This window comes from Pengzhenrongella sp. (genome assembly GCF_036565025.1).
Lineage (GTDB): Bacteria > Actinomycetota > Actinomycetes > Actinomycetales > Cellulomonadaceae > Pengzhenrongella.
Genome location: NZ_DATCNW010000465.1, coordinates 1 through 11,751 on the forward strand (window position 1 = coordinate 1; position 11,751 = coordinate 11,751).

Consider the following 11,751-nt stretch of genomic DNA (forward strand, 5'->3'; position numbering starts at 1 on the left):
CTCGACGACCTGGCCGAGCACGCCGACGCCGAGCCCACGGGCCGACGCCGCGAGCATCGCCCGCTGCATCGCGCGCCCCGAGCGGACCCACGCGGGCGCGTCGTCGGACGCCGAGGTGATGACGAGCAGCTGGGGCGAGACCTCGAAGTAGTCGTCTGTCGGACGGTCGTGGTCGCCCAGGACCCCGACGGAGAAGTCCCGGGCGGCCACCCGGCCGGCCGCGTCGCGCGGACCGTACGCCCCGTACGGGACGCCGCGGCCGTCGCGCACGTGCGACCAGCGCTCCATCTCGGCGAGGTAGGCGGCGTCGTCGCGCCAGCGCTTGTCGACCTCGGCGGTGATCTCGAGCAGCACCGCCGTCTGGGCCGCGTCCGGACGCACCGAGTCCAGCCGCGACCCGTCGTCGGGGCTGGACCGAACGACGTAATTCAACGCGTTCCAGTCCTCGACCGTGAGCTCTCCGTAGAGCGGCCCGCGGGTCGTGTGCCGGTGCCCGACGGCGGCGTGCAGGTTGCGTTCGAGCACGGTCGCCGGCTCGGGCGACGGGCCCCAGCTGGCGATCGCGACGGGGGTCCGGGCCGACTCGCGGCGCGGTCCGCGCAGCGCGCGGGACACGTCGGGCGCGTCCATGCCCGGCAACACGTCGAGGCGGACGGGGCGCTCGAGCCGGCAGCGGAGCCCCAGCTCGAGGTTGGCCGCGGCGGCGCCGAGCGACTCGAGCGTCCACCGGCCGTCCGGGTCGATCACGGTCGGACGCGACCGCGGGTCGAGCCAGACCTCCACGCGCGAGCCCGACACGACGAACCGCCAGGGCTGGCTGTTGTGCACCGACGCCGCCAAAGTGGCGTCGCGTACCGCGCCGCGCACGCGACGGGCGGTCGTCGTCGGGAGCCCGGCGAGACGGGCCGTCATGACGCGAGGCAGAGCGAGTAGCCGATCGCGGGGGTGAGCATGGCAATACCGTAAATGACTGCGCGGACAAATTCGGGGGGATGAAGTCCCAGGTCGTGCAGCGCGTGATAGGTCCGGTGACAGCAGTGCCACAGCACCAGACCGAGCGCGACGCACACCCCGAACGAGACCAACGGGTTCGTCAGGAATCCATGCATCCGCTCATACGAGCCCGCCGCTCCACCGAAACCACCGAACGGGACCAGCACGCCGAACACGATCACCAGCACCGGCATCGTGAAGACCGCGAGCATGCCCCCACCACCGAACAACGACCACAGCAGCGGCTCGTTCGTCCGCCCCTCCCACTGACGCATCACAGACCTCCGAGCCAGAAATACATCAACACCGCGAACGCCACCAGCAGCACATAATGCAGCGCCACCACCCAGCCATCCGCCACATACCGCGGACCACGACGAATCTTGATGATCTTCGGCGTCGCCTCGAACCACGTCGTGGCATGCACCAGGCTCATCACGACAGCCAACGCCGTCAACAAAAGATTGATCGGACGGGTCTGCATCGAGACCCACCACTCCCAGCTCACCGGCCCCCGATTCATCGAGACCAGCCCCGCCACCAGATCCACCACGAAGAACCCGACCACCACGGACGAGAACTCCCGCAACGCATACGACCGATACTCACGCGTTTTCAGGAACCACCACGGAGACATCGGTGCCCGGTACGGCACCCGCGCACTGGCCCGGCCCACCGGCGCATGCAGCTCCGCGAACAACGCGTTGTGCTGCTCGGGGTTGGTGGCGCTCATTTGTCCGACCCGCGGTACGGCATGACGAACTCCGTCGCCCAGTCCTTCGCGACGGCGGCCTTGGCCTGCTGGATCGCAGCGGCCGGGTCGACGCCCTTGGGGCACGCCGTCGAGCAGGCGCCCACGAAGGTGCACGGCCACAGGCCGTCCTCGGAGTCGAGGACGGGCAGCCGGAAGGCCTCGCCGTGGTCGCGCGAGTCCTTGTTGTAACGGACTGCGGCGGTCACAGCCGCCGGGCCGAGGAAGTCGGTCGCGAGACCGACCTGCGGGCAGGCCGAGTAGCAGAGCATGCAGTTGATGCACATCGCGTAGTCGTGGTACGCGAGCATCTGCTCGGGCGTCTGGCGGTTTCCCGGCCCGTCCAGCGGCTCGTCCTCATCGGGGATGAGGAACGGCTTGACGGCCTGGAGCTTGGACATGAACGGCTCGAGGTCCACCACCAGGTCGCGCTCGACGGCGAAGTTCTCCAGCGGCTCGATGCGCAGCGGACCCGGCGCGAAGTCGCGCACGAAGTGCTCGCAGCCGAGCTGGGGCTTGCCGTTGAGCATGAACCCGCAGCTGCCACAGATCGCCATCCGGCACGACCAGCGGAACGTCAGGGACGGGTCGAGGTTGTCCTTGACCCAGGTGAGCGCGTCCAGGACGGACGTGTCCAGCCCCCACGGCACCTCGTAGTCCTGCAGGTACGGCACCTTGTCCCGGTCCGGGCGGTAGCGCTGGACCTGCAGGGTGATCGTGCCGAGGACCCGCGCGGCGCCGGAGTCAACTTTGGGAGCGCTCTCACCGCCACCGCAGGCGCAGCCCGACGCCTCGGCGCCGCCATCGCAGCCCCCGCCGGAACCGCAACCGCCCGCGTTGTCGCACGATCCCGCGGACCCGCACGCGTGCTGGTCGCTCATTTCGCCGCTCCAAGTGTGATCGTGTCGGCCGTCTTCGCGGCCGTGGCAGCGACTCCCGCGGCCCCGTAGGCCCGCTGGGCGGGCGGGGAGGTGGTGATGACGACCGGCTGGTAGGTGATCGCCGGCACGCCGTCGGCCGTGAACCAGGCCTGGGTGTGCGCGAGGAACTTCTCGTCGTCGCGCTCACCGAAGCCCTCGTCGAGCCGCTTGTGCGACCCGCGGGACTCCTCGCGGGCGATGGCCGAGTGCACCATCGCGCCGGCGACGTCGAGCATGGCCCCCAGCTCGACGACGGTCGCCCAGTCGGTGTTGTACACGGGGCAGGTGTCGACGACCTGGACGTCCTTGTAGCGCTCCGCCAGGCCCGCGATGATCGCCGCGGTGGCGGCCATCCCTTCCGCGGTGCGGAAGATGCCGACGCCGTCGTCCATCGCGCGGCCCAGCTCGGCGCGGATCTCGGCGGGCTTCTGCGTGCCCCGACCCATCATTGCGAGATACCGGTTCGCGGTGTCCTCCGCGGCGCGGCGCACCTCGACCGACGGTCCGACGGGCTCGCTCCAGGCCAGCGCCGCGGCCTGCTCGCCCGCGACCTTGCCGAGCACGAGCAGCTCCGCGAGGGAGTTGGACCCGAGCCGGTTGGCGCCGTGCAGGCCCGAGGACGCGCACTCGCCGACCGCGAACAGGCCCGGCAGCGCGGTCGCCGTCGTGACGTCGGTCGCGATGCCACCCATCGTGTAGTGCGCCGTCGGGCAGACGGGGATCGGCTCCTTGGCGGGGTCGATGCCCATGTAGCGCTCGGCGAGCTCGCAGATCAGCGGCAGGCGTTCGTGCAGGTACGCGGCGCCGAGGTGCCGCAGGTCGAGGTTCACCGCGTCGCCGCGGGGCGTGGAGATCGTGCGCCCCGCCTGCTGCTCGTGCCAGAACGCCTGCGAGAGGCGGTCGCGCGGCCCGAGCTCCATGTGCTTGTTCTCGGGCGAGCCCACCGGGGTCTGGGGGCCGAGCCCGTAGTCCTGCAGGTAGCGGTACCCGTCCTTGTTGAGCAGCACGCCGCCCTCGCCCCGGCACCCCTCGGTGATCAGGATGCCGGAGCCGGGCAGGCCGGTCGGGTGGTACTGGACGAACTCCATGTCCCGCAGCGGGACCCCGGCGCGGTACGCCATGGCCATGCCGTCACCCGTGACGATGGAGCCGTTCGTGTTCTGCGCGTAGATCCGACCAGCGCCGCCGGTCGCCATGATCACGGCGCCGGCCTCGACGAGCACCGGGTAGCCGTCCCGCTGGTTGTACGTGAGCACGCCCGCGACGCGGCCGTCGTTCACGACGAGCTCCATGGCGAGGTGCTCGTCCAGCCGGGTGATCTTGGGGAACTGCAGCGACGTCTGGAAGAGCGTGTGCAGCATGTGGAAGCCGGTCTTGTCCGCGGCGAACCACGTCCGCGGCTGGCTCATCCCGCCGAAGCGACGGACCTCGATCTCGCCGTCGTCCTGGCGGCTCCAGGGGCAGCCCCAGCGCTCCATCTGGTACATCTCTTCGGTGGCGTGCTCGACGAAGTACTGCACGACGTCCTGGTCGCACAGCCAGTCCCCGCCCGAGACGGTGTCGGCGAAGTGCTTCTCGATCGAGTCGCCCTCGCCGACCACGCCGGCCGCCCCACCCTCGGCGGCCACCGTGTGGGACCGCATCGGGTACACCTTCGAGATGAGCACGATGTCCATCTCGGGGTGCGTGGTCGCCGCGGCGATGGCCGCCCGAAGGCCGGCCCCGCCGCCACCGATGATCGCGATATCTGCGCGCAGAGTGTGCATCAGGAGACCGTCGGCGCAACTGTCATCGCGAGCACGTCGAGCGCCTTGTCGAGCTGCTCGGTCGTGAGCTCGTTGCGCTCGACGTACCCGAGCGCGATCACGGCCTCGCGGATCGTGAGGTTGTTCGCGACCGAGTGCTTGACGATCTTGCTGGCGGCCTCGTAGCCGATCAGCCGGTTCAGCGGCGTCACGATCGACGGGGACAGCTCGGCGAGCTGGCGGCAGCGCTCACGGTTCGCGACGATCCCGGCGACGCACTTGTCGGCGAGGTGGGTCGCGGCGTTCGCGAGCAGGGTGATCGACTCGAGCAGGTTTCGTGCCATCACGGGCATCGTCACGACGAGCTCGAAGGTGCCCGCCGCGCCGGCGAACGCGACGGCCGCGTCGTTGCCGATGACCTGGGCCGCGACCTGGACGACGGCCTCGGGGATGACCGGGTTGACCTTGCCGGGCATGATCGAGGAGCCGGGCTGCAGGTCGGGCAGGTTGATCTCGCCCAGGCCGGTCCTCGGCCCCGAACCCATCCACCGCAGGTCATTGCAGATCTTCACCAGCGAGACCGCGATCGTCCGGAGCGTTCCGGACGTCTCGACGAGCGCGTCCTGGGCGCCCTGGGCCTCGAAGTGGTTGCGCGCCTCGGTGAACGGCAGGCCGGTGGTCTCCGCGATGAGCGCGATGACCCGCTGGGGGAAGCCGGGCGGGGTGTTCAGGCCGGTGCCGACGGCGGTGCCGCCGAGCGGCAGCTCCGCGAGCCGCGGCAGCGCCGCGAGCACGCGCTCGACGCCGTAGGAGATCTGCGCGGCGTAGCCGCCGAACTCCTGGCCGAGGGTCACCGGCGTGGCGTCCATGAGGTGGGTGCGGCCGGACTTCACGACGTCGGCGAACTCGGTCGACTTCGTGCCGAGCGTCGCGGCGAGGTGCTCGAGGGCCGGCACGAGCTCGGTGAGGACGGCCTCGGTCGCGGCGATGTGGATCGACGCCGGGAACACGTCGTTGGAGGACTGCGAGGCGTTCACGTCGTCGTTCGGGTGCACGGGCTTGCCCAGGCGCTCGGTGGCGAGCGTCGCGAGGACCTCGTTGGCGTTCATGTTCGACGACGTGCCGGAACCCGTCTGGAACACGTCGATCGGGAAGTCCTTGTCCCACTTGCCGGCGATGACCTCGTCGGCAGCGGACACGATCGCCGCGGCGACCTTGTCGTCGAACAGGCCGCGCTCGTTGTTGGCGATCGCCGCCGCGCGCTTGATCTGAGCGAGCGCCGCGATGTGGTGGCGCGAGAGGCCGGTGCCCGAGATGGCGAAGTTGTTCACGGCCCGCTGGGTCTGGGCGCGGTACTTGGCGTTCAGGGGCACCTGGACGTCGCCCATGGTGTCGTGCTCGATGCGGAACTGCGGCTCGTTGCCGGTGGCCGGTGCGGTGCTGATGTCGGTGGTCATGATCGATCCTTCCGAGAAATCGTTTCGGGATGGTTCGGGAGTTCAGGCGATCAGGTGAAGATCACCACATGCCGAGGACCTTCAGCCAGACGCCCCCGATACCCATCCAGATGACGATGTTGACGATTGCGACAAGGAAACCTGTACGCCACCAGGGTCCCACTGGTACGTAGCCCGCTCCGAAGAGCACCGGCGCGGGGCCGCACGAGTAGTGGGTGAGCGACGCGAACAAGTTGGAGATGAACCCGAGAACCAGGGCCGCCATCATCGGCGGCGCGCCGGCCATGATCGCGGTGGCGAGGAACGCGGCGTACATCGCCGAGATGTGGGCGGTGTTCGAGGCGAACAGGTAGTGCGAGAAGAAGTACACCAGGGTCAGCAGGATGAACGCGTTGACCCAGCCCATCCCGGACACGACACCGGACATCTGGTGGCTCAGCCACGGGATGAGCCCGAGCTCGTTGAGCTGCGTGGCCATCATGACCAGCACCGCGAACCAGACCAGGGTGTCCCAGGCCTGCTTCTCCATGGTGACGTCTTCCCAGGTCAGTACCCCGGAGACGAGCAGGACGACGAGGCCGACGATGGCGGTCGTGGTCGCCGACATCCCGAACAGCATGTCGCCGAAGATCCACAGCGCGAGCAGCAGGACGATCGTGGAGGCCATGACCTTCTCGGCCTTGGACATCGGGCCGAGGTCGGTGAGCGCCGACGTGGCCATCGAGGCGGCCTCGGGGGTCTTCTTCAGCTCGGGCGGGTAGACGCGGTAGACGACGAGCGGCACCACGATGAGCGAGACGATCCCGGGCACGATGGCGGCGAGCGCCCAGCCGCCCCAGGTGATCTTGACGCCCTGGTCGCCCGCGAGCTGCGCGGCGAGGGAGTTGCCGGCCATGGCGGTGAGGAACATCGCCGAGGTGACCGCATTGACGTAGAAGGCGGTCGAGGTGAGGAACGCGCCGACGCGGCGTGCGGTCTGTCCCGGCGCGCTGCCGTAGCTCATCGAGATCGAGCGGATGATCGGCTGGATGATGCCGCCGGCCCGCGCGGTGTTCGACGGGATGGCGGGCGCGAGCACGAGGTCGGTGGCCGCGAGGCCGTACGCGACACCGAGCGTGCTCTTACCGAGCTTGGCCACGAAGAACAGGCCGAGGCGGTTGCCGAGGCCGGTCTTGATGACCCCGCGCGAGATGAAGAAAGCGACGACGATCAGCCAGATCGTGGTGTTGGAGAAGCCGGAGAACGCGACCTCGGGCGCAAGGACGCCGGTGACGATCGTGGCGGCCAGGCCCATGAGGGTGACCGCGCCCATCGGCAGCGGCTTGGCGATGACCCCGACGATGGTCGCGACGAAGATCGCGAACAGGTGCCAGGCCGCGGCGTCCACGCCCGAGGGGGCCGGCACGAACCACAGCGCGATGCCCACCGCGAACGGGATGGCGAGCCGGCCGAGAGAGACGGGACGCAGCCGCGAGGGGGCCGGCGCGGCGGGCAGGGTCGGCGCGGCGGGAGTGCTGGCGCCGCTGCCGGAAGAAATGGGCGGGTCGTCGGCGAGATTTGGTACTGCGATGTCGTTGGACATTTCCGCGCGGCCTTTCATGAGCCTTTAGCGACGCCGGTGAGGCTTGGTAGGCATAACGCTAGGTAACGGGAAGGACCGGCTTGGGGACCATTGTCCCGTGCTGCCTCCGCAGAGGCTTTTGGTCGTTGTTCTCGCGACGAGAACCGTCCTCACAGGCGTGGGGACCCAGTTCTTTTGGTCATACTGATCGCGTGATGAAGCGTGCTCGAACCTCCTCCGGCGACCGCCGGAGCCTCGCGAGTCGGATCCTGGTCCTCCAGCTGGTGCTGCTGCTCGCCGTCGTCGTGCCGGGCTGGGCCCTCGCGGTGCGCCAGGCTCAGGTCTCGGCGCGCGCCGAGGCGATCGCGCGGGCTCGGGCCACGGTGCTGACCGTCGCGCAGGACCCGGCGATGCTCGCCGCCGTCCTCGGGCCGGATCCGGCCGCGGCGCTCGCCGGGCCGGTCGAGCGGGTGCGCGCAGCGAACGACATCGGCTTCCTCGTCGCGATGAGCCCGGACGGCATCCGCTACACCCACCCCGACCCGGCCGAGGTGGGCGGGAAGTTCCAGGGCACGATCACCGGCGCGCAGCACGGGCGGATCACCGTCGAGGACTACACCGGCACGCTCGGTCGCTCGGTGCGGGTCGTCGCGCCGGTGCGGGACGGCGACGGCCACATCGTCGCGCTGCTGTCCGCCGGGGTACCGCTCACCTCGATCGCCGACGCCGTCCGCGCGAGCGCCCTCCAGCTCGGGCTGCTCGCCCTCGGCGCCCTCGCGCTCGGGACGCTCGGCGCCGCGCTGATGGCCCGCCGGCTGCACCAGCAGACCCACGGGCTGGGCCCCGTCGGGCTCGCTCGGCTGCACAGCTACCACGACGCCCTGCTGCACTCGGTGCGCTCCGGGCTGATCCTGATCGGCCACGACCGGACGGTGGTGCTGTGCAACGACGAGGCCCGCCGACTGCTCGATGCCCCGCAGGTCACGCCGGGCGCTGCGATCGCGAGCCTGGGCCTGGACGCCGGGCTCGGCGAGCTGATGTCGTCCGGGCGGGACTGCGACGGCGAGGTCTACCCGACGGCGTCGCGCACCCTGGTCGTGACGCAGAAGGCCGCCGCGCTCGACGACGGCGGCACGCTCGGCTGGGTCACGACCCTCTCCGACCGCACCGACCTCGTCCGGCTGACCGGCGAGCTCGACTCGTTGCGCACCTTCACCGACTCGCTGCGGGCCCGCGCGCACGAAGCGGACAACCGCCTGCACACGGTCGTCATGCTCGTCGAGCTCGGCGAGCACGACGAGGCGGTCGCGTTCGCGACGGCGACCCTCGTCCAGACGCAGGCGCTCGTCGACCTCGTCACGTCGGCGGTCGAGGAGCCGCCGCTCGCCGCGCTGATGCTCGGCAAGGCCGCCCAGTCCGACGAGCGCGGGGTGAGCTTCGAGCTCGCGCCCGACACGCTCATCCCCACCACCGGGCTCACGCCCGGCGACCTCGTCGTGATCGTCGGGAACCTCGTCGACAACGCGATCGACGCCGCCGCGGACGCGCCCGCGCCGAGGTGGGTGCGCGTGGGCGGGCGGCAGGTCGGCGACCAGCTCGTGATCGAAGTCGAGGACTCCGGGCCCGGTCTGCCCGCGGACCTCGTCCGGCACGCGTTCACCCGCGGCTGGACGACCAAGTCCGACTCCGACGTCGAGGACCGCCCGCAGGGCCGGGGCATCGGTCTGGCCCTGGTGCAGGGCACGGTGCGCCGCCTCGGCGGGACGATCGAGGTTCGGCGCGTGCATGGGGCATGCTTCACCGTGCGACTTCCGGTGCCGATGCCGCAGCGGCCGGCGATCACGCCGGTCGGCGCCGTCGCCGAACCGATCGAGGAGGCACCGTGATCCGCGTGCTCGTCGTGGACGACCAACCGGTGGTCGCCCGCGCCCACCGGGTCTTCATCGACCGCGTCCCGGGATTCACCACGATCGACGTCGCGCACGACGGCAAGGCGGCGATCGCGCGCGTCGTCGCCGGCGGGATCGACCTGGTGATGCTCGACCTGTCCATGCCGGGGATGCACGGCCTGGAGGTCGCCCGCGCGATCCAGGGGCTCCCCGACGCGCCCGACGTCATGATCGTCACCGCCGCGCGTGACCTCGAGTCGGTCCGGGCGGCGGTGCGCTACGGCGCCGTGCACTACCTGATCAAGCCGTTCACGTTCGCCATGCTGCGCGCCAAGCTCGACCACTACGCGTCCTACCGGGCGGCCGCCGCGGGCCGCCGCGACGTCACCGACCAGGGCGAGATCGACGCCGCACTCGCCGCGCTACGCGACCCGGGCGGGGCGGTGCTGCCCAAGGGCATGTCGCCCGAGACGCTCAGCTCGGTGCGCGCCGCGCTCGTCGCCGCGCCCGAGGGGCTCACCGCGGCGCAGACGGCGGAGGTGGTCGGCGCGTCCCGGGTGACCGTCCGCCGGTACCTCGAGCATCTGACGGTCACCGGCGGCTGCGAGCGCGAGCCGGTCTACGGCGGCGCGGGCAGGCCCGAGCTCCGGTACCGGCTGCGCACCGAGAGGTCGTGATCCGACCGCTCGAGGTTGTCTAGCGGCGCCGACGGGCCCGCGCGTCGGGCGCGAGCATCGCGACGACGTCGGCCGCCGGAAGGGCCCGGGCCTGCCGGTGCCCCGTGCCCGCCCACAGGCTCAGGCCGTCGGGATCGCCGGCCGCTGCTGCGGCGGCACGCAGCGGAGCGGTCAGCTGATTGACCTCCGGATAGCCGAGCGGCGCGGTCGCGTCATGCGCGCGCATGAACCGGTTGACCAGCCCGCGTGCGTAACGTCCGGAGAATGCGCGGGTGATGGCCGTCTCGGTGAAACTCGGCGAATCCAGTGCCTCGCGGTGGGCTCGCTTGGTCCCCGCTTCGGGGCACCGCAGAAATGCCGTGCCGGCCTGCGCGGCGACCGCGCCGGCGGCGAGGACGCGGTCCACGTCGGCGCGGGACGAGAGCCCGCCGGCGGCGATCAGCGGAAGCTGCGTGAGCGCGAGGACGTCCTGGAGGAGGTCCTCGAGGCGCTGCACGGGCGGCGTCGCGGCCGGGTCGATCGTGCCGCGGTGACCGCCGGCGTCGGGTCCCTGGACGCACAGGGCGTCCGCTCCCGTCCCGATCGCCGCGGCCGCCTCGAGCGCCGACGTGACCGTGCAGACCACGCCCACGCCGGCGACGTGCAGCCGGGCCACCACCTCGGGCGAGGGGAGACCGAACGTGAACGACACGACGTCCGGTCGGGACGACTCCACCACGTCGAGCTTGCCGGCCCAGTCGTCGTCGTCGCCCTCGCGCATCTCGCCCGGCGCCACCCCGTATCGCTCCGCGTCCGCGACCAGCTCGGCCCGGTAGGCGACCAGCGCCGCGGGGTCGGCGACGGACGGCTGCGGCACGAACAGGTTGACGCCGAACGGCGCGTTCGTGAGCGTTCGCGTCGTGGCGATGTCCTCGGCGAGGCGCTGGGCACTCCGGTACCCACCCGCCAAGAACCCGAGACCCCCTGCGGAGCTCACCGCCGCAGCAAGCTCGGGCGTCGACGGTCCCCCCGCCATGGGTGCCTGGACGATCGGCTCGGTCAGCTCGCGCAGGTTGATCACGTCCAAGTATCGCGCGACAGGCGTTCGATCTGGTCGTCAGCCCGCCGCCGCCGAGCGGCTCTTCGGCATCACGGCCCCGTCCCCTCACGTCGCGAACGCGCGAACGGCTCGCGAACTGGGAGTTGTTGTCCGCCCGCGACGGGCGGATTCAAGGTGCAGTCGCAACACCGGTTGGTTGATCTGTCGAGAGTGGGGCTGCGAGGGCTTCGGCTGGCGTTCTGAAGCCGAGTGTCTTGCGGGGCCGTGCGTTGAGCTCGGCGGCGGCGAACGCGAGGTCCTCGGCGGTGTCGACGCGGGCTCGGCCCGTCAACACCGTAGGTGGGCGGGCTCAGGTCTCGAACGCGCGATCGCTGGGACGACAACTCGCAGTTCGCGTCATCGGATCTCGCGTTTGGGTCGCGCACGCGCGAATCACTCGCGAACTGGGAGTTGTTGTCCTCGCTCGACGAGAGAATCAGCAACAACTCCCAGTTCGCGTGCGGGGCGGCGGGTCTCTACCCGAGCGGCCGTTCGCGCCGAGACGGCGGAGCGCGGGTCCTCGCGACGGCGCCATCGACACAGCCAGAGCCGCTGACGAGGCCGAGACCGCGGCTGGGCCGACCACAGCCGACGCGCCTCGACGCGTCGAAAGCCACCCAACCCCTCGCCGAACTCGGAGGCTTGCCTCGAACTCGGACACTGCAGTGTCCGAGTTCGGC

Annotated in this window: 10 protein-coding genes; 2 read left to right on the forward strand and 8 right to left on the reverse strand. The window is 70.9% G+C overall.

The features are described 5' to 3' along the window. The 7 genes from VIM26_RS26025 to VIM26_RS26055 form a co-directional block, all read right to left on the reverse strand. Positions 1-912 (reverse strand): hypothetical protein (locus VIM26_RS26025; protein ID WP_331956234.1); only part of this gene is annotated, 912 nt, incomplete at its 3' end. Continuing rightward, positions 909-1,268 carry a fumarate reductase subunit FrdD gene (frdD, locus tag VIM26_RS26030; protein ID WP_331956235.1) on the reverse strand — a complete coding sequence of 120 codons (360 nt, stop codon included), beginning with the start codon at positions 1,266-1,268 and terminating at the stop codon, positions 909-911. The genes VIM26_RS26025 and frdD, both read right to left, overlap by 4 nt. After that, positions 1,268-1,726: a hypothetical protein gene (locus tag VIM26_RS26035; RefSeq protein ID WP_331956236.1), complete on the reverse strand. Its 459-nt coding sequence runs from the start codon at positions 1,724-1,726 to the stop codon at positions 1,268-1,270. Before VIM26_RS26035 ends, frdD begins: the two co-directional genes overlap by 1 nt. Then, the gene (locus VIM26_RS26040; protein WP_331956237.1) at positions 1,723-2,625 is read right to left on the reverse strand and encodes a succinate dehydrogenase/fumarate reductase iron-sulfur subunit; all 903 of its coding nucleotides are present in this window, start codon (positions 2,623-2,625) and stop codon (positions 1,723-1,725) included. Before VIM26_RS26040 ends, VIM26_RS26035 begins: the two co-directional genes overlap by 4 nt. Further along, positions 2,622-4,430 carry a fumarate reductase (quinol) flavoprotein subunit gene (gene frdA / locus VIM26_RS26045; protein WP_331956238.1) on the reverse strand — a complete coding sequence of 603 codons (1,809 nt, stop codon included), beginning with the start codon at positions 4,428-4,430 and terminating at the stop codon, positions 2,622-2,624. The genes VIM26_RS26040 and frdA overlap by 4 nt, the downstream gene beginning before the upstream one ends. After that, positions 4,430-5,866: a class II fumarate hydratase gene (locus VIM26_RS26050; RefSeq protein WP_331956239.1), complete on the reverse strand. Its 1,437-nt coding sequence runs from the start codon at positions 5,864-5,866 to the stop codon at positions 4,430-4,432. Before VIM26_RS26050 ends, frdA begins: the two co-directional genes overlap by 1 nt. 61 nt (positions 5,867-5,927) lie before the next feature. Next, positions 5,928-7,448, reverse strand: a complete 1,521-nt coding sequence (locus VIM26_RS26055) for an anion permease (RefSeq protein WP_331956240.1) — start codon at positions 7,446-7,448, stop codon at positions 5,928-5,930. 194 nt (positions 7,449-7,642) lie between these two features. Between VIM26_RS26055 and VIM26_RS26060 the strand changes: the two genes are divergently transcribed. After that, on the forward strand, positions 7,643-9,313 hold the full coding sequence (locus VIM26_RS26060) for a sensor histidine kinase (protein WP_331956243.1): 1,671 nt from the start codon (positions 7,643-7,645) through the stop codon (positions 9,311-9,313). Continuing rightward, the gene (locus tag VIM26_RS26065; RefSeq protein ID WP_331956241.1) at positions 9,310-9,993 is read left to right on the forward strand and encodes a response regulator; all 684 of its coding nucleotides are present in this window, start codon (positions 9,310-9,312) and stop codon (positions 9,991-9,993) included. The genes VIM26_RS26060 and VIM26_RS26065 overlap by 4 nt, the downstream gene beginning before the upstream one ends. Positions 9,994-10,012: 19 nt before the next feature. On the opposite strand, the gene VIM26_RS26070 is transcribed toward VIM26_RS26065, so the two are convergent. Beyond that, entirely contained in the window at positions 10,013-11,053 is a 1,041-nt protein-coding gene (locus VIM26_RS26070; RefSeq protein ID WP_331956242.1) for a nitronate monooxygenase, read from the reverse strand. Between the last annotated feature and the right edge of the window lie 698 nt (positions 11,054-11,751).

Excerpts from the sequence above, each read along its gene's own strand:
- frdD (WP_331956235.1), bottom strand. The coding sequence starts at position 1,268 with ATGCGTCAGTGGGAGGGGCGGACGAACGAGCCGCTGCTGTGGTCGTTG.
- VIM26_RS26035 (WP_331956236.1), bottom strand. The coding sequence starts at position 1,726 with ATGAGCGCCACCAACCCCGAGCAGCACAACGCGTTGTTCGCGGAGCTG.
- VIM26_RS26040 (WP_331956237.1), bottom strand. The coding sequence starts at position 2,625 with ATGAGCGACCAGCACGCGTGCGGGTCCGCGGGATCGTGCGACAACGCG.
- frdA (WP_331956238.1), bottom strand. The coding sequence starts at position 4,430 with ATGCACACTCTGCGCGCAGATATCGCGATCATCGGTGGCGGCGGGGCC.
- VIM26_RS26050 (WP_331956239.1), bottom strand. The coding sequence starts at position 5,866 with ATGACCACCGACATCAGCACCGCACCGGCCACCGGCAACGAGCCGCAG.
- VIM26_RS26055 (WP_331956240.1), bottom strand. The coding sequence starts at position 7,448 with ATGTCCAACGACATCGCAGTACCAAATCTCGCCGACGACCCGCCCATT.
- VIM26_RS26060 (WP_331956243.1), top strand. The coding sequence starts at position 7,643 with ATGAAGCGTGCTCGAACCTCCTCCGGCGACCGCCGGAGCCTCGCGAGT.